Annotated in this window: 23 protein-coding genes, 1 tRNA gene, 1 other RNA gene and 1 pseudogene; 8 read left to right on the forward strand and 18 right to left on the reverse strand. The window is 72.3% G+C overall.

The genetic code is table 11. The annotated features are described in order from the left end of the window. Window positions 1–935: 935 nt before the first annotated feature. Genes KME75_RS01675 through KME75_RS01685 form a run of 3 tightly spaced genes read right to left on the reverse strand, consistent with a single transcriptional unit; the run spans window position 936 to window position 4,214 of the window. The gene (locus KME75_RS01675; RefSeq protein ID WP_219412706.1) at window positions 936–3,281 is read right to left on the reverse strand and encodes a serine/threonine-protein kinase; all 2,346 of its coding nucleotides are present in this window, start codon (window positions 3,279–3,281) and stop codon (window positions 936–938) included. A gap of 9 nt (window positions 3,282–3,290) precedes the next feature. Then, on the reverse strand, window positions 3,291–3,818 hold the full coding sequence (locus KME75_RS01680; RefSeq protein ID WP_219412707.1) for a hemerythrin domain-containing protein: 528 nt from the start codon (window positions 3,816–3,818) through the stop codon (window positions 3,291–3,293). Window positions 3,819–3,842: 24 nt separating this feature from the next. Beyond that, window positions 3,843–4,214, reverse strand: coding sequence for a hypothetical protein (locus tag KME75_RS01685; RefSeq protein ID WP_219412708.1), 372 nt, complete (start codon window positions 4,212–4,214; stop codon window positions 3,843–3,845). Window positions 4,215–4,481: 267 nt separating this feature from the next. On the opposite strand from KME75_RS01685, the pseudogene KME75_RS01690 reads away from it, so the two are divergent. Next, a pseudogene (locus KME75_RS01690) lies at window positions 4,482–5,953 on the forward strand (DHA2 family efflux MFS transporter permease subunit). A 567-nt stretch (window positions 5,954–6,520) separates the two neighbouring features. On the opposite strand, the gene KME75_RS01695 reads toward KME75_RS01690, so the two are convergent. Further along, a complete protein-coding gene (locus tag KME75_RS01695) occupies window positions 6,521–7,120 on the reverse strand; it encodes a nitroreductase family protein (protein ID WP_219412709.1) in 600 nt (199 codons plus the stop codon). 222 nt (window positions 7,121–7,342) lie between these two features. Here KME75_RS01695 and KME75_RS01700 point away from each other — a divergent pair, with 222 nt between their 5' ends. Next, complete coding sequence (locus KME75_RS01700; protein ID WP_219412710.1) at window positions 7,343–7,759, forward strand: transposase family protein; 417 nt, start codon at window positions 7,343–7,345, stop codon at window positions 7,757–7,759. Window positions 7,760–7,838: 79 nt separating this feature from the next. Here KME75_RS01700 and KME75_RS01705 read toward each other — a convergent pair whose 3' ends face one another. Continuing rightward, window positions 7,839–8,429 (reverse strand): maleylpyruvate isomerase family mycothiol-dependent enzyme, encoded by a 591-nt coding sequence (locus KME75_RS01705; RefSeq protein ID WP_219412711.1) that lies wholly within the window; start codon window positions 8,427–8,429, stop codon window positions 7,839–7,841. Between the two features lie 395 nt (window positions 8,430–8,824). Beyond that, window positions 8,825–8,897 (reverse strand) — tRNA-Ala (locus KME75_RS01710). Between the two features lie 84 nt (window positions 8,898–8,981). Here KME75_RS01710 and KME75_RS45555 point away from each other — a divergent pair. Continuing rightward, entirely contained in the window at window positions 8,982–10,997 is a 2,016-nt protein-coding gene (locus KME75_RS45555) for a S9 family peptidase (protein ID WP_219412712.1), read from the forward strand. Window positions 10,998–11,132: 135 nt separating this feature from the next. On the opposite strand, the gene KME75_RS01720 is transcribed toward KME75_RS45555, so the two are convergent. The 3 genes from KME75_RS01720 to KME75_RS42490 are packed head-to-tail and all read right to left on the reverse strand — an operon-like array spanning window position 11,133 to window position 12,591. Further along, the gene (locus tag KME75_RS01720) at window positions 11,133–11,882 is read right to left on the reverse strand and encodes a DsbA family protein (protein ID WP_219412713.1); all 750 of its coding nucleotides are present in this window, start codon (window positions 11,880–11,882) and stop codon (window positions 11,133–11,135) included. Window position 11,883: 1 nt separating this feature from the next. Continuing rightward, entirely contained in the window at window positions 11,884–12,360 is a 477-nt protein-coding gene (locus KME75_RS01725) for a MauE/DoxX family redox-associated membrane protein (protein WP_219412714.1), read from the reverse strand. 9 nt (window positions 12,361–12,369) lie between these two features. Beyond that, a complete protein-coding gene (locus tag KME75_RS42490) occupies window positions 12,370–12,591 on the reverse strand; it encodes a hypothetical protein (protein ID WP_246631268.1) in 222 nt (73 codons plus the stop codon). Between KME75_RS42490 and KME75_RS01730 the strand changes: the two genes are divergently transcribed. Beyond that, window positions 12,590–13,135 (forward strand): VIT1/CCC1 transporter family protein, encoded by a 546-nt coding sequence (locus tag KME75_RS01730; protein WP_246631269.1) that lies wholly within the window; start codon window positions 12,590–12,592, stop codon window positions 13,133–13,135. The genes KME75_RS42490 and KME75_RS01730 overlap by 2 nt on opposite strands. Window positions 13,136–13,147: 12 nt before the next feature. Here KME75_RS01730 and KME75_RS01735 read toward each other — a convergent pair whose 3' ends face one another. Continuing rightward, the gene (locus tag KME75_RS01735) at window positions 13,148–14,431 is read right to left on the reverse strand and encodes an MFS transporter (RefSeq protein WP_308282495.1); all 1,284 of its coding nucleotides are present in this window, start codon (window positions 14,429–14,431) and stop codon (window positions 13,148–13,150) included. 114 nt (window positions 14,432–14,545) lie between these two features. On the opposite strand from KME75_RS01735, the gene KME75_RS01740 reads away from it, so the two are divergent. After that, a complete protein-coding gene (locus KME75_RS01740; RefSeq protein ID WP_219412715.1) occupies window positions 14,546–14,947 on the forward strand; it encodes an SRPBCC family protein in 402 nt (133 codons plus the stop codon). A 191-nt stretch (window positions 14,948–15,138) separates the two neighbouring features. Here the strand turns inward: KME75_RS01740 and ssrA are convergent. The 4 genes from ssrA to smpB all read right to left on the reverse strand — a co-directional run bounded on the left by ssrA (window position 15,139) and on the right by smpB (window position 17,990). Then, window positions 15,139–15,524, reverse strand: a transfer-messenger RNA (tmRNA) gene (gene ssrA, locus KME75_RS01745). Window positions 15,525–15,612: 88 nt separating this feature from the next. Then, window positions 15,613–16,533, reverse strand: a complete 921-nt coding sequence (locus KME75_RS01750) for a hypothetical protein (protein ID WP_219412716.1) — start codon at window positions 16,531–16,533, stop codon at window positions 15,613–15,615. A 69-nt stretch (window positions 16,534–16,602) separates the two neighbouring features. Beyond that, a complete protein-coding gene (locus KME75_RS01755; protein WP_372452547.1) occupies window positions 16,603–17,508 on the reverse strand; it encodes an amidohydrolase family protein in 906 nt (301 codons plus the stop codon). Continuing rightward, window positions 17,505–17,990, reverse strand: a complete 486-nt coding sequence (gene smpB / locus KME75_RS01760; RefSeq protein ID WP_219412717.1) for an SsrA-binding protein SmpB — start codon at window positions 17,988–17,990, stop codon at window positions 17,505–17,507. The genes KME75_RS01755 and smpB overlap by 4 nt, the downstream gene beginning before the upstream one ends. Window positions 17,991–18,083: 93 nt before the next feature. Between smpB and KME75_RS01765 the strand changes: the two genes are divergently transcribed. Together KME75_RS01765 and KME75_RS01770 are read left to right on the forward strand one after the other, a co-directional pair. Beyond that, entirely contained in the window at window positions 18,084–18,290 is a 207-nt protein-coding gene (locus KME75_RS01765; protein ID WP_219412718.1) for a type II toxin-antitoxin system HicA family toxin, read from the forward strand. Continuing rightward, window positions 18,287–18,502 (forward strand): type II toxin-antitoxin system HicB family antitoxin, encoded by a 216-nt coding sequence (locus KME75_RS01770; RefSeq protein ID WP_219412719.1) that lies wholly within the window; start codon window positions 18,287–18,289, stop codon window positions 18,500–18,502. The genes KME75_RS01765 and KME75_RS01770 overlap by 4 nt, the downstream gene beginning before the upstream one ends. Before the next feature lie 42 nt (window positions 18,503–18,544). Here the strand turns inward: KME75_RS01770 and ftsX are convergent, their stop codons facing one another. The 4 genes from ftsX to KME75_RS01790 all read right to left on the reverse strand — a co-directional run bounded on the left by ftsX (window position 18,545) and on the right by KME75_RS01790 (window position 21,917). Continuing rightward, window positions 18,545–19,447 (reverse strand): permease-like cell division protein FtsX, encoded by a 903-nt coding sequence (ftsX, locus tag KME75_RS01775; RefSeq protein WP_219412720.1) that lies wholly within the window; start codon window positions 19,445–19,447, stop codon window positions 18,545–18,547. 3 nt (window positions 19,448–19,450) lie between these two features. Next, window positions 19,451–20,140, reverse strand: coding sequence for a cell division ATP-binding protein FtsE (gene ftsE, locus KME75_RS01780; protein ID WP_219412721.1), 690 nt, complete (start codon window positions 20,138–20,140; stop codon window positions 19,451–19,453). Between the two features lie 126 nt (window positions 20,141–20,266). Next, window positions 20,267–21,376 carry a peptide chain release factor 2 gene (prfB, locus tag KME75_RS01785; protein WP_219412722.1) on the reverse strand — a complete coding sequence of 370 codons (1,110 nt, stop codon included), beginning with the start codon at window positions 21,374–21,376 and terminating at the stop codon, window positions 20,267–20,269. A gap of 25 nt (window positions 21,377–21,401) precedes the next feature. Further along, window positions 21,402–21,917 (reverse strand): PadR family transcriptional regulator, encoded by a 516-nt coding sequence (locus tag KME75_RS01790; RefSeq protein ID WP_219412723.1) that lies wholly within the window; start codon window positions 21,915–21,917, stop codon window positions 21,402–21,404. A 321-nt stretch (window positions 21,918–22,238) separates the two neighbouring features. Between KME75_RS01790 and KME75_RS01795 the strand changes: the two genes are divergently transcribed. After that, a complete protein-coding gene (locus KME75_RS01795) occupies window positions 22,239–23,213 on the forward strand; it encodes an ABC transporter permease (protein WP_219412724.1) in 975 nt (324 codons plus the stop codon). The last annotated feature ends 5 nt before the right edge of the window (window positions 23,214–23,218 follow it).

The following is a 23,218-nucleotide window of genomic DNA, read 5'->3' on the forward strand; positions in this document are numbered from 1 at the left end:
GACGTCCGACCGGCCGGGCAGGACGCGTTCCGGACCGCGACGGTCACCGGCCAGGGTGCCCGTGAGCCATGGCTGCGCGTGCCCTACCGGGGAGCGCTGCTGCACGGCGACGGCCTGGCGCGGCAGCTCGACGCCTGGGTCGCCGCGGGCGTCATGGAGCCGTCGTGCGCGGAGGCCGTGCGGATCGTCGGCGACCACCCGGAGTGGCTGGACCTGGCGGGCCGCCGCGTCGTCGTGCTGGGCGCGGGGGCGGAGATGGGCCCGCTGGAGCCGCTGCTGCGCTGGGGCGCCGACGTCGTCGCCGTGGACCTCCCCCGAGCCGCCCTGTGGCGCCGGATCCTCACCGCGGCCCGCGACGGCGCGGGCACGCTGCGCGTCCCCGTCCCCACGGGGGCCGCGGCGGCCGACCTCCCCGAGCAGGCCGGCGCCGACCTCCTCCGCGACCTGCCCGCGCTCGCCCGCTGGATGAGCGACCTCGACGGGCGGCTGGTACTCGGCAACTACGTGTACGCCGACGGCGCCGCGAACCTGCGGGTATGTGCGGCCGCCGACACCCTGTTCGAGCGCGTGCGGCACGCCCGCGACGACATCGCGCTGGCGCTGCTCGCCACCCCGACCGATGTGTTCGCCGTGCCGGCCGAGGCCGTGGCGGAGGCCAACGAGCGGTACGCCCGGCGCCGGGCCCGGAGGCTGCTGCGCCGCCCGGTGCGCGTCCTCAGCGGGGGCAGGCTGCTCACCCGCAACTACCCACCGGGCGCCGACCCCGGCATCAACGACAGCCTGGTCCCGCAGCAGGGCCCCAACTACGCGCTGGCGAAGCGGCTCCAGCGGTGGCGGGCCGCCGAAGCGCGGGCGGCCGGCGTCCCCGTCTCGTTCACCGTGGCCCCGCCGACCCGTACCCGCTCGGTCGTGCGGAACCGGGTGCTCGCCGCGGCCTACCAGGGCGCCGACCGGTTCGGCGTCGAGGTCTTCGAGCCCGCCACCAGCAACACGCTCATGGCCGCTCTGCTCGTGCACGACCTGTGCGCGGGGCCGCCGGCGCACGAACACCCGTGGCAGGACGAGGCGTACCGCGCCGTGCACGGCGGGCTGTGGCGCCAGCCGTACGCGCCGCGCAGCGTGCTCGGGCTGGCGGTGCTGCTGGGGTGGGCGGGGCGGGGCTGAGCGGTCCGCCATATCGCCCCTGCCTCATGGAAGCAGAAGGCGGACGCGTACGCGGATTCGGTGGTTTCAGACGCGACGATCTGACCTTGATCGTCGGTGATCGTGCAGCTCACGGTCGTGTCGCCCTTCGTGGACGAGGAGCTCGCGGTGAGGTACGGGCGGGCATCGGTGCCCCACGCACCCGTTGTCACCGTTACCTTCCACGGCGCCCCGACTTCTGACGCCCTGACCTGATCGCCGTTGCTGTCGACGTAACCGACGCGCACCGGGTAGTTACTCTCGACCGAGTACGTGTAGGACACCGGGTGATTCGCTCCACCCAGCGGCGCAGGCGCAAACGTCGGCGCAATCAGGGTCGTAGGCGTCGGTGTCGTCGATGACGCCGTCGCTGGCGTGTCCGTCGCCGGGCCCGAGGCGGTCACCAGCGGATCCGTGGTCGCCCCGGTTCGCCCGACGGCGAACCCGACGAGGCCGGCCACCACGGCAACCGCGGCCACCCCGGCGATGAGCGCCGCCCCCCGGCCGCGGCGGGGCGCCGTCTTCGCGGGCGGCCCCGGCGGCCCGATCAGCGTCGCGGGCGCCGGGCCGGGCGGGGCGACGGGCGCCGGCCATCCCGGCAGCGCGGGTCCGTGCAGCGCGTGCCGGGCCGCGGCCGCCAGCTCGAGCGCGTTCGCGAACCGGGCGCTCGGGTCCTTCGCCATGCCGCGCGCGACCATGTCGTCGAGCGCGGGCGGGATGCCGGGCAGCACGCTGCTCGGGCGCGGTGGTTCCGCGACCAGATGGGCCTTCATCAGCGACGGCAGGCTGGTGGCGTCGAACGGCCGACGGCCGGTGAGGCACTCGGCCAGGACGCAGGCGAGGGCGTAGATGTCCGAGCGGCTGTCGGGGGCGCCACCCTCGAAGCGTTCGGGCGCCATGTAGGCCAGCGTCCCGATCGTCGCCCCCGTCTGGGTGAGGGTGAGCTGTTCCTCGCCCATGGACCGCGCGATGCCGAAGTCGACGAGGTACACGAAGTCCGACCGCGTGACGATGATGTTCGAGGGCTTGACGTCGCGGTGCACCACGCCGTTCGCGTGCGCGTCGGCGAGCGCCTCGGCGACCTGGGCGACGATCGCGACGGCCCGCGGCGGCGGGAGCGGCCCGGCGGCGAGCAGGGCGTCGAGCCCGACGCCATCGACGAGGCGCATGTCGATGAACAACCTGCCGTCGATCTCCCCGAAGTCGTGGATGGGGATGACGTGGGGATCCTGCAGCCGGGCGGCGCTGTCGGACTCGCGGCGGAACCGGGCGCGGTAGTGCTCGTCGCCCGCCACCTCCGGCGCGAGCACCTTGAGCGCGACCAGGCGCCCACGCCGCGTGTCGAACGCGCGGTGGACCTCCCCCATGCCGCCGCGGCCGATCAGCGCCTCGATGCGGTACGGCCCGATCTCCGGGACCTGGCCGTCGCCGGCGGTCGTGCCCATGGTCCCCCCGAGAAATCGATGATCGTCCGTGGAAGGGATCGTGGACCAACAGTGATCGTTACGGTGACCCGTTCGTGAGCAGCAGGTGGAACGCGTCACCTGCCCAGAAGTACGTGCAGGTGTCGGCCGCGCCCCCGTCGAACCATGCGAGACCGGCGTCGGTTCCCTCGAGGCGCTGAAGTACCCGGTGGAGTGCAGGAAGTCGGGGCGGACGTCCCGGAACGTCCAGGTGTGCCGCGCGCCGGTTGGTCCGAGCACCGCCCCGACGAACGCCGTGACGAGCTCGGTGGCCGCCGTCTCGGACGGTCGGGTCCGGTACGGGCTGGGTGCCTCGCGCAGCATCCACCACAGCGGCGCCCGGAACGCGGCGGCGTCGAGCGGGGTGGACGACAGCCGGAGTGGCTCGCGCACGAGCGCGGCGGGTCCGTCGTCGGCCAGGTTTCCCCAGCCGCGCGCTTCGTCGAGCTCGCGCATCATCGCGAGGAACAGCGGGTGGCGCAGGAACGCCGCGAGCACCTCCTCGCCGTTCGCAGCGGTGATCGGCGCGTCGGCGCGGACCTTCAGCAGGAAGGTGGTGCTGTTCATCGCCCGGTCGACGGCGTCGAGGAAGGCGGTGACGGCCGGGCTGTCCAGGTCGGGCAGCAGCGAGCGCACTCGGTCAGGTCAGGTCTCCCCGCGGACCACGGAGAACCCGGTCGCCCTCTCGATCGCCGCCGCCTCCGTCCGCCCGACCCGCAGTGCGTCGAGGGCGGCGACGATCTTGCGTTCCTCATAGGTGAAATGCGACTCGAGCACCGCGGCCAGACCGTCCAGCTCGCCCCGCACCCGCCGCGCCTCGGCTGCGTCCGGGTCCGGCCCGACGCCGGCGAGGAGCTCCTCGAGGGTGCGCAGCGCCGCGGCCACCACCAGGTGGTCGCGTTCCAGCTCCGCCAGCACCGGCCGCAGCTCGGGGAACTGCGCCGCCAGTACCGGGAACGCCCCCTCGTCCTCGCCCGTGTGATGGCGAGTCAGCGCCGCGCAGAACGTCAGGCAGTGCGCCTGCAGCTCCCGCGGCCGCCCGCCGCGGCCGTCGAGGAAGGCGTCGGTGTCGGCGCGAAGCCGGGTCAGCTCGTCGCGGAGCCACGCGTGCAGCTCGATCAGCTGGGTGCCGAACGCCGTGAGCCGGTCGTCCGGAGCGGAGGGGGTGTCCACGAACGGATCATGCCGGAACGTTCGTCAGTTGCGGGCCGCGGCGGCCGCCGTCCTGCGCGCCGTCTGCAGGCGGCCGGGCAGCAGCGCTGCGTCGAAGCGGCCGGCCCGCAGCCAGGCCGCGACGACCGCGACGTCCTCGTCGATGCACAACGGCCCCGCACGTACCGCGCTCCGGGTCGGCCGCCGCCGAGCGTCACAGGGCTGCACGACCAGCACGGGGCCCGCCGCCCGCAACCGGCAGGAGAACGGCCCGAGGACACAGCCCGGCGACACGACCAGCACTCCCAACGCAGTCGTCCGGACGACCTCGCGCAGCGCCGCCACGGCCCGCTCGTACTGCTCGGTGCGGCACCGCCCGCCCGCGCACAGCAGGAGGGTGAAGCCGTGGGCCGTCACGTCTGCACCGGATCGGGCCCGTCCGCCCTCGGCGGAACAGCGATCGCGACCAAGATGAAACTGATTGTCATTAGCGACAGTAGAACGCGTCGGGAGCCCTCCGTCAACACCGCGGGGAAGTCCGGCCCGCTACGCCGCCGGCGAACCACCGGGCGCGGCGCCCCGAATCGCCTCGCCGATGCGACCGGCCGCGGGTAGCGTCGGCCGCCCCGCTCCCGCAGCCGTCACCGTCGTCGCCGCTGCACGTCCGGAACAGGAGTACTCACCATGACCGGCGCTGCCGACAGCAACGGCGACCCCGGCCCTGCGCAGGCCACGGCCGCCCCGGCGGCGCGGACGGCGAGCGCGAGCCTCGTCGTCTGGCTGCTGGTCGGCTCGGCCTTCGTGATGATCCTCAATGAGACGATCATGAGCGTGGCGTTGCCCGCGCTCGTGGTCGACCTCGGGTCGGCGTCGCGACGGCGCAGTGGCTGATGAGCGGCTTCCTGGTGACGATGGCGGTAGTCATCCCGATCACGGGCTTCCTCCTCCAGCGCTTCCCGCCGCGCCGGATCTACCTGGCGTCGATGACGCTGTTCAGCGCGGGCACCCTGGTGTCGGCGCTCGCCCCCGGCTTCGCGGTGCTGATGGCCGGCCGGGTCGTCCAGGCCGCGGGCACCGCCGTGATGGTCCCGCTGCTGATGACGTCGGTGATCCGGCTGGTCCCGGTCGAGCGCCGGGGAGCCACCATGGGCACGATCACGGTCGTCATCGCCGTCGCCCCCGCGGTCGGGCCGACGCTCTCCGGCGTCATCCTCACCACGCTGGGCTGGCGGTGGATGTTCTGGATCGTGCTGCCGATCGCGCTGCTGGCGCTGGCCACGGGTGCCGCGCGGCTGCACGTCGACGCCGACACCCGCCGCGTCCCACTCGACGCCACCTCGGTGGTGCTGTCGGTGCTCGCCTTCGGCGGCCTGGTGTTCGGCCTCAGCAGCCTGGGCACTGCCGCACACGGCGGCGGCTCGGTGCCCCCGTGGCTGCCCACGGCGATCGGCGCGGTCGCGATGGTCGTGTTCGTGGCGCGCCAGCTGCGGCTGCAGACCGCGGGGCACGCGCTGCTGGACCTGCGCCCACTGGGGCACCGCTCGTTCGCGGTGTCGGTGCTGCTCGTCGTGCTCAGCATGATGTCGCTGTTCGGCGTGCTCATCCTGCTCCCGCTGTACATGCAGGACGTGCTGGGCCTCGACGCGTTCACCACGGGCCTGGCGGTGCTGCCGGGCGGCCTCACGATGGGCCTGCTCGGGCCGGTGGTCGGCAGGCTCTACGACAAGGTCGGCGCGCGCCCGCTGGTCCCGCCCGGCGCCGTGATCCTCTGCGTCGCGCTGTGGGCGTTCACCACGCTCGGCGCGTCGTCGCCGCTCTGGGCGTTGATCGCGATGCACGTGGTGCTCGTCATCGGCATCTCGCTCATGCTCACGCCGCTGGTCACCGACGCCCTCGGGCAGCTGCCGGGGGAGCTGGTCTCCCACGGCAGCGCGATCGTCAGCACGCTGCAGCAGGTCGCGGGCGCGGCGGGCACTGCCCTGTTCGTCACGGTGATGACGCTGGCCTCCGCCGACCCGGCGGCGGGCACCGACGCCACCGGCGCCCGGGCGTCGTTCCTCTGCGCCGCGATCATCGCGACCGTCGCGCTGCCGATCACCCTGCTCGTCGGGCGGCGGCGGGCGGAGAACCCGGCGTCCGAAGCCGCGTCCGTGTAGGCACCCCCCTGGCGTGTGATCGCCGCGAGCGCGCGGTTCCTGTGGCGGCGAGAGCGTGGATGTGTATCTCACGGGCGCGATCGCCGCGAGAGCGTCGTTCTTGCAGGGGCGGGCGCAGGGCTGCGTATCTCGCAGCGATCAGCCCGGCGCCGCCCGGCCCCGGAGCCCAGGCGCGCGGCGATCGTCCCGAGAGTGCGATTTCCGCAGCAGCAGGAGCGCGCGTGCGCACCTCACCGCGATCATGCCACCCGCGATCGTCGCGAGAGCGCGATTGCTGTAGGGGCGGGAGCGCGAATGTGTATCTCGCAGCGATCACGGCGGACCTGATCGCCGCGAGAGCGTCGCCTTGTGCAGCGACGGGCGCAGGGCTGCGTATCTCGGCGCGATCAGCGCGGCACCGCCCGGCCCCGGAGCCCAGGCGCGCGTGATCGTCCCGAGAGTGCGATGTCCGCAGCAGCAGGAACGCGCGTGCGCACCTCACCGCGATCATGCCACCCGTGATCGCCGCGAGAGCGCGATTGCTGTAGGGGCGGGAGCGCGAATGCGCATCTCGCGGCCACCGTCGCGTCACCAGTGTCCGCGGTGCACAACCTCCTCGACGCTCCGGCGCCCGCGGCGCAGCGACGGCGACCGGATGTCCTCCGCGCCGGCGTATCCCACGGACACGCAGCCGATCGGCAGGTACTCCTCGGGCACGCCGAACGCGGCGCGGAACCCGGCGATCCGGTCCGGCGGCACCCCGAAGAAGCAGGCCGCGAGCCCGTCGTCCACCGCCGTGAGCAGCATGAGCATGGCGGCCATCCCGGTGTCGATGTCCCAGTACGGCACCGGCCAGCGGGCCTCGTCGCGGTCGGTCCAGCCCTTGTCGGCCTCGGCGTAGCGGTCCAGGTAGGCGGCCTTGTGCGACAGCGGCACGATCAGCAGCGGCGCACGGCTCATCCGAGTCAGCCACCGGTCGGGCGGGCCGCCCTCGGTGGTGGCCGCCCAGAACCGGTCCCGCTCGTCGGGCGACTCCAGCACCAGGAACGCCCACCCCTGGCTGAACCCGGCCGACGGGGCTCGGATCGCGTGCTCGAGCAGCCGCTCCCGCACCTCGGGCGGGACGGGCCGATCGGGGTCGTAGTCGCGGACCATGCGGCGGCGGCGGACGACGTCGGCGAACTCCATGGGATCACCCTGCCGGACGGTTGATGTGGGCGGCGCGGTCGATCGCCGCCCTGAATCGCGGTGCCGTCGCGCCACGGCGAGCCGCAGGATGAGGCGATCCCCCCACCAGCTCGGAGGTGCTTGCGTGACCCTCATCCTCGCGGCCACCAACAACGACGGCACATTCATCGGTGCCGATTCCCGGGTGTCGAGCGACTACAGCTACTCCGACAACGCCGGCGGGTGGCCGCCGTAGCCCTGTGTCTTCAGCCGCGACTCGTCGCCGATCCCGCCGGCCGGTTGATCTGGGCTTCACCCGCGCTACCGGGAGCCCGCCACGACATGGGAGCCGCCCGCGAACACGGCATCCTCGACGCCCTCCAGCAGGCGGGGGTGAAGGTGATCGTCGACCACGGCTATCGAGGTTCCGGGTTCGAGGTCCCGCAACGACGCCGCTCGGCCGACCCCGAGACCGGCGAACGCCGGCGCCTGTCCCGCAACCAGCAAGACATCAACTCCGCCCACGCCCGCCAGCGCGGACCCGGCGAGCGCGGCAACGCCCAACTCAAGGCCTGGCGGATCCTCCGCAAGATCCGCTGCTGCCCCCGCCGAGCAACCGACCTCGTCAAGGCCGTCCTGGTCCTCATCCAAGCCGGCTGACGCCAAGTGGAAAGAGCTCACTGGCTCTGATCGCCGTAGCGCAGGGCCAACTCCGAGGTTCCGGGACCGTCAAGATCCGTCAGGGCGACAGCCCTCCCGGACACGGCAAGGAGCAGGGAGAGAGCGGGTCCCTTCGGGGTCCCTTCACTGCCGGTCCATCGCCGATCGAGACATCGGCATCTTCGGCGATCAGCGTGAGGCCCGCCACGCGTTCCTTGCCCCCGCCGAACGAGGTAGACGTCTTCACCTGAAGCCGCAACGCACGCTCGACAGCGGCGAGGGGATACTCATGGGTCGACCCCAGCGGCCTGCGGATGTCTTCGCCGTGCACGATCGCCTCAACCAGCCGAGTGTCGCGAGGGGCCGGTGGGGAGGAGGTGCGGTTCACGACCGCGCGGAAGCGAGCCAGAGTTTCCTGGGGCGTGGCGCCCCGCTCGCGGGCCACCCCATTCGCGTTCTCCCGATCGAAGTCGAATCGGGCGGCAGCAAGACCGACGAGGAAGTTCAGGGGCAGCGTGGCCTTGGCCGTAGCGACGAGGTGAGCGACGACGTCGTGCAGGGACCATCCGGCGCACAGAGATGGCTCGTTCCAGTGAGCGTGGTCGAGCGTGTCCAGGAAGGCGATCAGCGCCTCACGCTCGGCGTGCACCAGGGGCCAGACGTCGGTCATCGACGATCTCCTCGTACTTTCGCAGATTCCTTGTCTGGTTGGACGCCCTCCAGCTGCGGAAGTCATCGCCATGTCGTGGCCGATGCCCCGACGAGCAGGCTCGGCCGCTCCCAGCCACGTCGGGGTTCGTGCGGCATCCCAGCCACCGGGACCCCGCCGTCCCCAGCGGTAGTCGGTCACGGCTGGTGCTCGTGTGGCTTTCCGTTGGAGATCGTCGGCCACAGTGCCATCGAGATGACCATGAACGTCTACGGCCACGTCAACCTCGACACCCAGCGCGCAGCCCTCAACCACCTCGACGACGAGCTGTCGGGTTAGAGCTGTTGCTATCAGGTTCCGTTGTCATGACGGACCATGCCAAGCCGCCCGATCCGGGATCGGCTGGTGAGAGTGGGTGGAGCTGAGGGGATTCGAACCCCTGACCCCTTGACTGCCAGTCAAGTGCGCTACCAGCTGCGCCACAGCCCCTTGCGGAGAAGAACTTACACGACCCCTCGGAGGCCCCGTGAACGGGGTCGCACTTCGCGGTGCGACTGCCCTACGGTCGGCCCCGTGCAGCCTGCTGACATCGGCCGTCTCGTCACGGTCTCCGACCCGAAGGTCTCCCCCGACGGACGCATGGTCGCGTTCGTGGTCACCCGCGTCGACATGGAGAAGAACCGCTACCGCAGCGCGGTGTGGCTGGTGCCGGCGGACGGGTCCGTCCCCGCCTATCCCTTGACCTCCGGCGAGCACCGCGACGGCCGGCCCGTCTGGTCGCCGGACGGGCGGCGGTTGGCGTTCACCAGCTCCCGCGCGGAGGAGAAGGGCAGCAGCACACTGCATGTCGTGCCGGTCGGCGGGCCGGGCGAGACGGTCACCATCTGTGAACGCCCGGAGGCCATCGAGGAGCCGGTGTGGTCGCCCGACGGCACGCGGATCGCGTTCGCGTCGCGGGAGCGTACGGGCCGTTACGCCGACGGCGACGACGAGCGGGCCCGTCCGCCCCGGCGGATCGACCGCCTGTTCTCCCGCGTCGACGGCGAGGGGTGGACGATCGACCGGCCGCGGAGCGTGTTCGTCGTGCCGGCCGACGGTTCCGCGGAACCGTGGCTGGTCGCGGGCGGCCCCTACGAGCACGGGGGGCCGGTGTGGGCGCCCGACGGTACCCGGCTCGCGGTCACCACCACGCGGGCGAAGGACTGGGACCTCGAGATGGTCGACGACGTCTTCCTCGTCGACGTCGAGCCCGACGCCGCCGAGCCCCGCTCGCTCACCGACCGCGGCCTGTCGCACCGCCTCCCCGCGTTCAGTCCCGACGGCATGCGCATCGCCGCGCTCGCGGAGAACACCCGGCTCATCCACTCGCACAGTCAGGTCGTGGTGCTCGACGCCCGCACCGGCGAGGAGCGCGTCCTCACCGCGGCGCTCGACCGCCAGTGCGCCCCGTTCCCCGGGGCCCGGGCGCCGCTCTGGCACGGGGACGACCTCCTGTTCTCCATCGAGGACCACGGCGACGTCCACCTCTACCGGGTCCGCTCCGACGGCTCCGCTCCCCCGGAGCGGGTGGTCGGTGGCACCCGCATGGTCGCCGGGTTCGACGCCGCGGGCGGCACGCTGGCGTTCGTGGCCACCACGCCCACGGAGCGGTCCGAGCTGTTCGTGCGCGACGCCGACGGCACGGAGCGGCGCCTCACCTCGCTCGGCGCCGCGTTCCACGCCGCCGTGCCGGTCGCCGCCCCCGAGCACTTCACCGTGCCGTCCCCCGCGGGCGACGGCGACATCGACGCGTGGCTGGTGCGCCCGGCGGACGCCGCCGACGGCGAGCGCGTCCCGGTGTTGCTGTCCATCCATGGCGGACCGATGACGCAGTACGGCAACGCCTGGTTCGACGAGTTCCAGATGTGGACAGGCGCCGGATACGCCATCGTCTACTGCAACCCGCACGGTTCCACGGGCCAGACCGACGCGTGGGCGCGCGCGATCCGGGCCCCGGAGGCCTCGGAGGTGCCGGGCACGGGGTGGGGTGGGATCGACGCCGACGACGTCCTCGCCGTGCTCGACGCGGCCCTGGAGCGCGACCCGAGCCTCGATGCCGACCGCGTCGGCGTGCTCGGCGGCTCCTACGGCGGCTACCTCACGAGCTGGTTGATCGGCCACACCGACCGGTTCGCCGCGGCCTGCAGCGAGCGGGCGGTCAACAACATGGAGTCGGAGGAGTGGAGCTCCGACTCGGCGGGCTACTTCCGCTACGAGATCGGCGTGACGCACCTCGATGCGCCCGAGGTGTACCGCCGGATCTCCCCGATCAGCTACGTGCGCGACATCAACACACCGGTGCTGATCCTGCACTCCGAGAACGACCTGCGCTGCCACGTCGAGCAGGCCGACCAGCTGTTCGTCGCCCTGCGGATGCTCGGCAAGCCGGTCGAGTACTGGCGCTTCCCCGAGGAGGGCCACGAGCTGTCCCGTGCCGGCTCGCCGCGGCACCGCGTGCAGCGAGCGGAGATCATCCTCGACTGGTTCGGGCGGCACGTCGGCGGCCGCCGCCCCACGATCGGGTGGGACCACCCGGCCCGCGAGGCCTGACGGGCCCCCGAGTGTCCGGAAAGCCACGTTCCTGTCGTTCAGCGTCAGGAACGTGGCTTTCCTGGCTCTCCTGGCAGGTCCGTGGGCTCCGCCGGGTGGTGCCGCGGATGGACCGGTGAGGGCGGCGGCGCCGGCTCAGCGGGCGGCGGCGATCGCGTCCTGCAGCCAGCTCGCGTCGTTCAGGTCGATTTTACGACCATCGACGGCCACGGTGGGCGTGCCGAACGTGCCGTCGGTCTGCAGCGCCGGGTCGGAGGTGGCGGCTTCGGTCTCGGCCGCCACCTCGTCGGTGTGGCGCCCATCGCGAACGCATGCGGCGAAGTCGCCCTGCGCACCGAGCTCGGTGCCGAACGCGATGAGCTCCTCGTCGCTCAGGCCGGCACTGCCCTCCGCGGGCTGTTTGTCGAACAGCTTGTCGTGGTAGGCCGGGAAGATCCCGGCCGGGACCGCACACAGCGCGGCGTTCGCGGCCCGCGTCGAGTAGCCGGCGGGGTCCGTCAGCTCGTCGAGGATCGCGATGCTGTGGTAGCGCACCGTCAGCTCGCCGTTGTTCAGCGCGGTGGTGATGGCGTCCCCGTCGCGCTCCTCGAACCGCTCGCAGCCCGGGCAGAGGTAGTCCTCGTACACGTCGATGATCGCGGGCCCGGAACCCGCGGTGACGACGGCGCCGGACGCGGTGGCCGAGTAGGTGGGCACCACGTCCTCGCCGGAGCTGCGGTTCCACAGCAGGACCAGTCCCACGACGAGCGCCACCGCCACGACGGCCGCGACGACGATCAGCGGGGTGCGGTTCGGCTGCGGCGGCCGCTGGATGCCGGCGGCGGCCAGCCGTGCGTTGGCCGCCTCCTGCCTGCGCTTCTTCTCGTTCCGCCCCGCTCCACCCATCTCAGGTCCTTCCCGTGTTCGCCAGCCGCGCGTCCAGCGCCCAGAACGAGCGCGGCCGCACCAGCAACCAGCCTGCCAGCAGCAGGAACCCGCCGTCCCGCAGCAGCTCCTGCACGTACGTCGTCGCGCCGGGCTCGACCGCTCCGCCGCCGCCGAAGCAGCCGCAGTCGATCGACAGCCCGCGCGCCCACGCCTGCGCCACCCCCGCGACGAACACCAGCAGCAGCGCCACGGACAGCAGGGCGACCACGCGGACACCATTGCCCGCCAGCAGCAGCACCCCGAGCGCGATCTCCACCCACGGCAGCAGCGCGGCGATCACCTCGACGACCGGGTCGGGCAGCACGTCGTAGGCGCGGACGGCGATGTAGGTCTGGTCGGGATCGATCACCTTGAGCACCCCGGAGATCAGCCAGACGGCGGCCAGTCCCAGCCGCGCCAGCGTCCCGATGACGTCGAGGACGCGATCGGACTTCACACGTTCAGCCTAGCGACGCACGAGGAGACCTAGGCTGGCGGCATGAAGCAGCTCCCCGGTCCGGCGGAGTTCGCGGCGCGCCAGGGCGACCACCACCACGGTGACGTCTCCGGCGGCTGGTTGCGGGCCGCGGTCTTCGGCGCGATGGACGGCCTCGTCACCAACATCGCGCTGATCGCCGGCGTCGGCGGGGGCGGGGGCGGGCCGCCAGGTGATCATCCTGACCGGCATGGCGGGGCTCGTGGCCGGCGCGTTCTCCATGGCGCTCGGCGAGTTCGCCTCGGTCCATACCCAAAACGACGCCGTGGCGGCCGAGGTGGCCGTCGAGCGCGACGAGATCCGCAGGCACCCCCGCGCCGAGCAGGCCGAGCTGGCCGAGATGTACGAGGGGATGGGGCTCTCCCGGCCCACGGCGGAGGCGGTGGCGCGCGAGGTGCACGCCGACCCCGAGCCCGCGGTCAAGGTCCACATCACGCAGGAGCTCGGCGTCGACCCCGACGAGCAGCCCCCGCCGTGGACCGCGGCGGCGTCGTCGTTCCTCTGCTTCGCCGTCGGCGGCATCATCCCGCTGGTCCCGTACCTGTTCGGCTCCTCCGCGCTGGCCCTCGGGCTCCTCGTCGGCGCGGTCGGGCTGTTCGTCGCGGGCGCGCTGACGTCACGCTTCACTGCGCGACCCTGGTGGTTCAGCGGCCTGCGGCAGCTGCTGTTCGGCGCGATCGCCGCGGGCGCCACCTACGTGGTCGGGATGCTGATCGGGGTGAGCATGACGGGGTGACGCCGGCGGCGCTCAGTCCCGGCGCACAACCGGCGGCTCGTCGATGGCGCATTCCGCCACGGCGTCCTCCCCGGCCGACGAGGCGCGCACCAGCGTCTCCGGGGCCCGCAGCCAGAAGCCGAACGCGACCAGCAGGGTGGCGCCGGTGACGGCGAACGCCGCCGGGAAGCCGCCCGCGGTCTCGGCCAGCGCGCCGGCCAGCACCGGCCCGATGATCGCGCCGAGATCGCTCGCCATCTGGAACCCGGCCAGCACCGTGCCGCCGCGGGCCCGCGAGCCGATGACGTCGGCGACGGCGGCGTTCATCGGCGGGTTGATGAGCCCGCTGCCCAGCCCGGCCACCAGACTCACGACGAGGAACAGCATCGGCGACGTGATGAAGCCGAGCACGGCGGTGGCGACCCCGGATACGACCAGGCCGATCAACATCGGCGGCCGGCGGCCGCTGCGGTCGGTGATGCGACCGGTGATCATCAGCGTGGCCGCGTTGCCCACCGCGAACACGGCCAGCGCGATCCCGCTCCACCCCTCGGGCTGCTGCAGCGCCTCCACCACGATCAGCGGGACGATCGCGACGCGCACCCCGAACACCGCCCAGCCGTTGGCGAAGCTCGCCACCAGCGCGGCCCGGTAGGTGGGGTGGCGCAGCGCGTCCGTGAAGCGGGCGGGTGCGGTGGCCGGGTCGCCCAGTGTCGCCGTGTCGCGCGTGCGGTTGCGCAGCAGGAACCCGGTGGCACCGACGACGATCACGAGACAGCCGGCGTAGACGAGGAACGGGGCCCGCAGGCTGATCGCGACGAGGCCGCCGCCCGCGAGCGGGCCGACGATGTTGCCCAGCAGGAAGCCCGTGGCCCACAGCCCCGACGCACGTCCGCGCATGCTCGGCGGGGCCAGCCGGATGAGCAGCGACAGCGCCGAGACGGTGAACATCGTGGAGCCCACGCCGCCCAGCCCGCGCAGCGCGAGCAGGTGCCAGTACTCGGTGGCGAACGCGCAGGCGCCGGTGGTGACGGCCACGAGGCCCAAACCGGTGAGGTACGCGGGCAGCTCCCCGAACCGGCCCACGATCCGGCCGCTGAGCGGCGCGAACAGCAGCCGGGACAGCGCGAACACGCTGACCACGGCCGAGACGGCGGTGATGCCGACGTCGAAGCTGCGGATGAACACCGGCAGCGTCGGCGCGACGATCCCGAACCCGATCGCGATCATGAAAGAGGCGCCGACCAGCACCCAGATCTCGCGCGGGAGACGGTCGGGGGCACGTGCCACGAGGCCCGGGTCGTCGGTAGCGACCACCCGAGCCCCCTCTCCATGTCAATGCTAAGCGAAACCTTACGCCGCAGCGTCGACCCGCCGTCGCCCGGTACCGGAGGCCGCGTTGAGGGCGGCCGAGCCGGGTAACCGCCCGCCATGGCGGAATTCGAGGCACAGCGCGGAATGCCGGCCGACGCGGACACCGTGTTCGCCGTGGTCTCCGACCTGGACCGGCTGTCGCAGTGGATGCCGGGACCGGTGGACGTACAGCTCACCGGCGACGGCGAGGTGCACGCCGACGTCGAGCCCCGTGGGGTCGACGCCGACGGGCTGGTGCGGGTACGACCGGAGCAGCTGCGGGTGGAATGGGGCCACGCCCCGGACTACGCCGGCTGGCTGCAGGTCGAGCACGCCGACCCGGGGCGCTCGTCGGTGGTGCTGCACCTGTCGTTCCTCGGGGACCAGCCGGAGACGCACGGCGGCGAGCCCGCGGCCGAGGTGCAGCAGTGGCTCGACGACGGCCTCGGCCGGCTGGAGAACCTGGTGGCCCAGGGCTGAGGCTCCACACGACACCGGGGCCGGCCGCCGCTTCTCATGGACCCAACGCTCCGGCATGCGACCACGCCAAACGACCACTGGAAGGGGGGTCCGGGGGGCGAAGCCCCGCCGGGCGGGGTCTGGGGGTCGCACCCCCAGAAGACACGCGGAACGCCCCTTGTCCGCGCTTTCCGCAGACAAGGGGCGCCCAGGTGTGGAGGTGCCGGGAATCGAACCCGGGTCCTCCGTCGCTTCACAAGGACTTCTCCGTGCGCAGTCCGCTATGTCTCTACTCGGATCCACCGGTCACGCGGACGAGCCGGTGTGACGATCCCAGTCGCTGTTTGATGTTCCTGCCCGCCCCGCGACCGGGCGGACAGGTGAGTTCCCTAGCTGATGCCGGGATCCGGGTCGGGAACGCACCCGGGCCGACAGCCCCTCACTGGATCAGGCAGCGAGCGCGAACTCGGCCTGAGCCGGGGCAGTGCGCTTATCAGCGGCACTTATTTTTTTGCGACGCATGGTTAACGAGATCATCGTCGCCTTCCTCGGCACGCTTCGCCTTGATCAACATCCGGAGTCGAAACCGTTCACCCCCTCAGCGCCCACCACTGCGGGCGTCCGTACAGGGTAACGCCTCGACGGGCCGGATTCATCCCGATACCGGCCGACGCGCGGGCGCGCCGTCAGCGGTTGCGCCCCCGGAGGCGGTCGGCGATCGCCCGCACCGTGCCGGATCCGGAACGTCCCTGGTCGTGATCGTGCTCGGCCCGGTGGTCGCCGGGCTGGTCATCGGCACCGGTGCGCTGGCCCGGGATCGGCGCGGCGTGCTGGCCGTGGGCGGACCGGTCGGCACCGGACGTCCCCGCGTCGGTCGGCGCGGCGCCAGTCGGACGCGGGTGCCCGTCGGCGGAACCGTCCGGTGCGGCGTGCCGGCCGACGGCCGGGTCGTGCGGTCCCCCGGCGTGCTGCCCGACCGGCGTCACGTGCTCCCCCGGCCGACCGCTCCGCTCGGCCTCGGCGCGGCGGACCTCGCCGAGGTGCAGCTCGTCGGTGCGCCCGGCCGGGTCGCCGTTCCGGCGGGCGGTGCCGTCGTGGCCGCCCGTCGGCAGCTGGTCGGTGCGGGCCGCGGGGTCGGCGCCCGGCCGGCCCTGGTCCCCCACCGGCAGCCGGTCGGTGCGTCCGGCCGCGTCGGCGTCGGACCGGGGAGCCGCGCCGGGGGCGACGCGGTCACCGTGCTCTTCGCGGTGTTCGTCGCGCTGATCGTCACCGTGCTCGTCGGCGCGTCCACCGGGGGTGTCGACGTCCGGGTCGATCCGGTCGGCCTCGGCCCGCCTGGCATCGGCGGACTCGCGGTCCTGGCGGGCCCGGGCCGCCTGTTCCTTGGCCTGCGCCTCCTCGCGCTGGGCCCGCGCGGCGCGCTCGGCGGCCTCCGCCTCCCGGCGCTCGGCGCTCGCGCTGTGGATCTCGGCCTCGTGCCGGTGCTCGGCGGCCTGTTGGCGCTGCTGCTCCCATCTGCGCCGGCGGCCCCACGCGACGAGGAGCCCCACGGCGACGAGCGCGGCGAGCACGACCAGCACGATGACGACGACGGTCCCGGTGTCCACATCGCCGCGTACCCCACAGGAGCACCAGGCAACCGCTGTGGGTGACCGGTTGCGGCTTCCGGAGCAGCCTCAGGGGCCGATCAGCCGAGCCGGTGCGTCGTGGAGGACGGATCGCAGGAAGGCGGCGCCGAGGCGGTCGTCCGCCGCCGCCCACCCGGCCACGGCCGCCACCTGCTCCGCGTAGGCGTACGGGATGTTGGGGAAGTCGCTGCCGAAGACGACGCGGTCGGCCACGTCGGCCAGGCGGGCGATCCAGTCCGGCGGCAGCGGCGCGAAGCGCTCGCTGAACGGGGTGCCCACCATCGTCGTGTCCAGGTGGACGTTCTCGTACCGGTGCACCAGGTCCAGCGCATCCGCGAAGTCGGGCATCCCGGCGTGGGCGAGCACGACCGGCAGCCGCGGGTGCTCGGCGAGGACGGCCTCGAACACGTCCAGGCCCGTGTGCGCGCCGCGCCGCGGGCCGTGGCCGCAGTGCACCACCGCGGGCACGCCCGCCTCGGCGAGCAGCCCCCACGCCGGGCGGAGCAACGGGTCCCGGGGGTCGAACGCCCCGACCTGGACGTGCACCTTCACCACGCGGGCACCCGCCTCGACCGCCGCGCCGAGGTACTCGGCCACGTCGGGTTCCGGGTAGAGCGTCGCGGTCGGCACCGCGGCCGGGGTGATGGCGGCGAACCCGGTGACCCACTCGGTGAGCCAGCGGCCCATCCCCGGCTTGTGCGGGTACACCAGCGGCGCGTAGCGCAGGACGCCGAGCTTCTCGAGCGTGGCCACCCGCTCTGCCTCGGACGTCCGGTACTGCACCGGCCACGCCATGCCGTAGTTCGACTCCGCGGCGTCGAAGTACGCCCACACCTTCCGCAGCACCGGCTCCGGCAGGAAATGCACGTGGACGTCGACGATGCCGGGCAGGCCGAGGTCGGCCAGGAACCGCGGCACGTCGGCATCGTCGATCGGCGCCTCCGGCACGGTCACCTGAGCTCCCGGGCGCGTCCCTTCGCGGCACGCCCGTACGCGCGCTGGATCTCCCGCTCCGCATCGCGCTTGGCGAGGTCGGTGCGCTTGTCGTAGCTGCGCTTGCCGCGCGCCAGCGCGAGCTCGCACTTGACCTTGCCGTCGTTGAAGTACAGCGACAGCGGCACGAGCGTGAGCCCGCCCTCGCGGATCTTGCCGATCAGGCGCTCGATCTCACCGCGGTGCAGCAGCAGCTTGCGAGTGCGACGGGGTTCGTGGTTGGTCCAGCCGCCCATCGAGTACTCGGGGACGTGCAGGTTACGGAGCCACACCTCGCCGTCGTCGACGGTGGCGAACGACTCCACGAGGGATGCTCGCCCCATGCGCAGGCTCTTCACCTCGGTGCCCATGAGCGCGACGCCGGCCTCGTAGGTGTCGAGCACGGTGTAGTCGTGTCGCGCCTTGCGGTTCTGCGCGATCACCTTGCGGCCCTTCTCCTTCACCTGTCCAGCCTACGCGGCGCCCTTCGTCAACACCCCGGACTTGTCGGTGCCCTCCGCGATGCTCGTGTCCGCTGCAGCCGAAGGGAGCCAGTCATGCCGCTGAAGGTCGCTGCGATCCTGAAGCTGATCCAGGACGATGGCTGGTACCTGGTCGGTATCCGTGGCAGCCACCGGCAGTTCCGACATCCGACGAAGCCGGGGCGGGTCACGGTTGCGGGCAAGCCCAGACGCGAGTTGTCACACGGCCTAGAACGAAGCATCCTGAAACAGGCGGGACTGACGAGGAGAGATCAGTCGTGAGCAGTTACGTCATTCTCATCGAGGCAACGCCGGACGGCGGTTACGGGGCATGGGCGCCCGACCTTCCCGGGTGCGTTGCGCTGGGCGACACCTTCGAGGAATGCCTGGCGGAAATGCGGGCGGCCGTGGCCCTCCATCTGGAGGGCATGCGCGAGGACGGGCTGGCGATCCCATTGCCGAGCACGAGGGCGGCCACGATCGATGCAGCCTGAGGGGCCCGCCGCGGACCGCCTCGCTGATCGGCCCAGGACGACCTACAGGCGCACGTACAGCCGCAGGGTCACGTAGCCCGTGACGCCCGCGATCCCGGCGCCGATCATCACGAGGATCGGCGACACCCAGATGATGTCGGCCACGTCGATCGGCGGGATCACGCCGCTGTCGACGATGCCGCTCAGCAGGGTGTCGATGAACAGGAACTTCCCGGCCAGCAGCCCGCCCGCGGCGATGAGCGCGCCGACCGCGCCGGTGACCACGGCCTCGATGAGGAACGGCAGCTGGGTGTACCAGCGGGTGGCGCCGACCAGCCGCATCACACCCACCTCGGTGCGCCGGGTGAACGCCGACACCTGCACCGTGTTGGAGATCAGCAGCAGCGCCGCGACGGCCTGGATGAGCGCGAGCGCGAACGTCACGTTGCGCACGCCGCCGAGGAAGTCGAACAGCTTCGCCACGACGTCCCGCTGGTCGATCACGTTGCGCACGCCGACCTGCTCGGCCATGGCCTGCTTGACGGCCTCCGCGCCGGCCACCTGGTCGGCAAGCTTCACGCGCAGGGTGGCGGGCAGCGACTGCGGCCGCACGACGTCGGCCAGGGACTGTCCCTCGAACAGCTCCATGTAGCGCTCGTAGGCCTCCTGCTGGCTCTCGAACCGCACCGACTCCACGAGCGGCGAGTTCTCCAACGTCGACCGCAGCCCCTGGCAGATCGGCTGGCTGCAGTCGGTGTCGGCGGCGGACACGTCGGAGGTGAGGGCCACCTGCACCTCGACGCGGTCGCTGTAGAGCTGCTCGGTGCGGTCGATCGTGCGCACGGCCAGCAGCCCGGTACCCACCAGGCCGAGGGAGATCGCCGTGGTGAGCACCATGGCGATCGTCATCGTGACGTTGCGCCGCAGGCCGGTGAAGACCTCGCGGACGACGAAGTCGCTGCGCATCCCCTACCGCCCCACGCCGTACACGCCGCGGGACTCGTCGCGCACGACCTGCCCGAGGTCCAGCTCCACCACACGGCGGCGCATCGAGTCGACGATCGAGTGGTCGTGGGTGGCCATCACGACGGTCGTGCCCGTGCGGTTGATCCGTTCGAGCAGCAGCATGATGTCCTGGCTCGTGTCCGGGTCGAGGTTGCCCGTGGGCTCGTCGGCCAGCAGCACCAGCGGCCGGTTGACGAACGCGCGCGCGATCGCGACGCGCTGCTGCTCACCGCCGGACAGCTCGTGGGGCATCCGGTCGGCCTTGCCCTCGAGCCCCACCAGCTCGAGCACCTCGGGCACGACCTTGCGCACGGTCGACGGCGGCTTCCCGATCACCTCGAGCGCGAACGCGACGTTGCCGCCGACGGTCTTGTTCGACAGCAGCCGGAAGTCCTGGAACACGCACCCGATGCGCTGGCGCAGCCGCGGCACCCGCCTGCGCGGCAGCTTCGCGACGTTGAGGTCGGAGACGAAGATGTTGCCCCGCGTGGGTACGTCCTCGCGCAGCAGCAGCCGCAGGAACGTCGACTTGCCCGAGCCCGACGGCCCGATGAGGAAGACGAACTCGCCCTTGTCCACGGAGACCGACACGCGGTCCAGGGCGGGGCGCGTCGAGGTCTTGTACAGCTTGGTGACGCGTTCCAGGCGAATCACGGTCGCGGACGTTACCGGCGACCTGCGACCCGGCCGTTACCCGACCCGACCCCTCGGCGACGGGACCCGACCGCTGGGCAGTTTGCCCCCGTCCGTGCCCCCGCGGGGACCGCGGACGCCGCCGGATCAGGCGTCGGCGGTGCCCTGGCTGCGCCGCCAGCGGATGCCCGCCTCGATGAAGCCGTCGAGGTCGCCGTCGAGCACCGCGGACGGGTTGCCGACCTCGTGCTCGGTGCGCAGGTCCTTCACCATCTGGTACGGGTGCAGGACGTAGGAGCGCATCTGGTTGCCCCACGAGGAACCCGCGTCCTTCAGCGCGTTCATCGCCGCCTTCTCCTCCTGCCTGCGCCGCTCGAGCAGCCGGGACTGGAGCACGCGCAGCGCGGCGGCGCGGTTCTGGATCTGCGACTTCTCGTTCTGACAGGAGACGACGATCCCGGTGGGCAGGTGGGTGATCCGCACCGCCGAGTCGGTGGTGTTCACGCTCTGCCCGCCCGGGCCGGAGGAGCGGAACACGTCGATGCGGATCTCGTTCTCCGGGATGTCGACGTGGTCGGTGGTCTCGGTGACCGGCAGGACCTCCACGCCGGCGAACGACGTCTGCCGCCTGCCCTGGTTGTCGAACGGCGAGATGCGCACCAGCCGGTGCGTGCCCTGCTCGACCGAGAGCGTGCCGTAGGCGAAGGGGACGCGCACCTGGAACGTGCCCGACTTGATGCCCGCCTCCTCCGCGTAGGAGGTGTCGAGGACGTCCACCGGGTAGTCGTGGCGCTCCGCCCAGCGCAGGTACATCCGCATGAGCATCTCGGCGAAGTCGGCGGCGTCGACGCCGCCGGCCTCGGACCGGATCGTCACGAGCGCCTCGCGCTGGTCGTACTCGCCCGAGAGCAGGGTGCGGACCTCCAGCGCGGCGATCTCCTCGCGCAGCCTCGCCCGCTCGGCGTCGGCGTCGGCGACCGCGGAGGCGTCGCCCTCGTCCTCGGCGAGCTCGTAGAGCACCGGCAGGTCGTCGAGGCGCCGGCGGAACTCCTCGAGCCTGCGCAGCTCACCCTGGGCGTGGGCGAGCCGGCTGGTGGCCTTCTGCGCGGCCTCGGTGTCGTTCCAGAAGTCCGGCTGCCCGGCCTGGTCGGAGAGGTCGGCGATCTCGGCGCGCAGTCTGGGAAGGTCGCTGACCGCCTCGATGCTCTCGAGGGTGGCGGCGAGGTCCTTCAGGTCGGCTGCGGCGTCGGCGTTCACAACTCTCCAGGCTACGCGCCAGGCCTCACCCCGCGGGGATCGCGTCCAGCAGCTTCACCATCGCCCTGGTGTGGGCGACGACGAAGTCGGCCACCGCCTTGCGGTACGGATCGGGCTCGCCGCGCGCGGCGGCCCGGGCGGCGTCCAGCCGGGCCGAGTAGACCTCCCGGCTGGTCCGCACCAGCTCGGCCCGCTGCTCCTCGCCGAGCGAGCCGGCGTGCAGCAGCCGCAGCACGAGCGGGCTGCGCAGCGCGTCGCCGGCCCCTCCCCCGGCCAGCCACGCCGTGAACGCCCGCCGGCCGGCCGCCGTGATCGCGTACTGCTGCGACGCCCGCGGGCCCTGCTTGCCCGGCCGGAGCAGCCCGGCGTCCACGAGCACGGGCAGCTCCCGGTACACCTGGCTGCGCGTCACCGAGAAGAAGGAGCCGTAGCGCTCCGCTGCCGTCGAGACGAGCTGGCCACCGGTCATCGGCCCGCTGTGCAGCAGACCGAGCAGCGCGGCGGAGGTGGCGTTGACGGCGACAGGTTTCCGCGGCGGCATCCCTCCACCGTGCCACCCGGCCGGGACACCCGCAGCCTCCACAGTGCCCGGCGGCGGCGGGGACCACACCGGCACGTAGCACTCCACTGCGCCGTCCGCCCGGTCTCCCCTTGGGCGGCCCGGCCGACGCCGACCGCGCGAATGGCGGTTGAACACGAATCCGCATCGGTTCGGGGACCGATACCTGGGCACGCGCGAGACTTCACATCGAACTCACAGAGCAGCATTCAAGGTACCGGCCAGTAGCCGGGGCGGCCCACAGGTTTCGCCTACGGCGCACGACAACCGGTGTGACCCATCCGGTGATCAGCGAGGAGACGCATGGCTCGGTTTCTTGTCCGCCGCCTGCTCAACTACTTGGCATTGCTCCTGGTCGCGTCGTTCCTGGCCTACACCGCGGCCGCGCTGACCTTCGACCCGCTGGGCACCGTGCTGGCCCGCAACCCACCACCGCCCCCCGAGGTGATCGAGGCACAGCGCCAGGCGCTGATGCTCGACGAGCCCATCCCCGTGCGGTACCTCGCCTGGGTCAGCGGAGTGCTGCAGGGCGACTTCGGCACGACGATCACCGGCCAGAGCGTGAACGACGAGCTGTGGCGCCGGATCGGCGTGACCCTGCGGTTGCTGCTCATCGGCACCGTGGTCGGCCTGATCCTCGGCGTGATCCTCGGCGTGGTCAGCGCGATCCGGCAGTACAAGATCAGCGACTACGTCGGCACCACGTTCTCGTTCATCACCCTGTCGACGCCGGTCTTCCTGCTGGGGATCGTGCTGCAGTTCGCCGCGCTCCAGGTCAACGACGCAGCGGGCACCACGCTGCTGTACTTCACCGGCGAGACCTCGGCGGGTTTCCAGGGCAGCTTCGGCGAGGCTCTCGTCGACCGGCTGCAGCACCTCGTCCTGCCCACGCTCGCCATCGCGCTCACCCAGGTCGCCTACTACAGCCGCTACCAGCGCAGCGCGATGCTCGACGTGCTCGGCAGCGACTTCCTGCGCACCGCGCAGGCCAAGGGCCTCACCCGCAGGCGGGCGCTGTTCAAGCACGGCCTGCGTACCGCCCTGATCCCGATGGCCACCCTGTTCGCGTTCGGGTTCGGCCTGCTCCTCACCGGATCGGTGTTCGTCGAGCAGATCTTCGCCTGGTACGGGATGGGCCAGTGGTTCGTCTACGGGATCAGCGTCGAGGACGTGAACATCGTGATGACGGTGACGCTGTTCGCCGGGGTCCTCATCTTCTTCTCGGGCTGGCTGTCGGACGTGTTCTACGCCGCGCTCGACCCCCGCATCCGGCTGTGACGGAG

The sequence above is a fragment of the Pseudonocardia nigra genome, from assembly GCF_019396355.1.
GTDB classification, from domain to species: Bacteria; Actinomycetota; Actinomycetes; order Mycobacteriales; family Pseudonocardiaceae; genus Pseudonocardia; species Pseudonocardia nigra.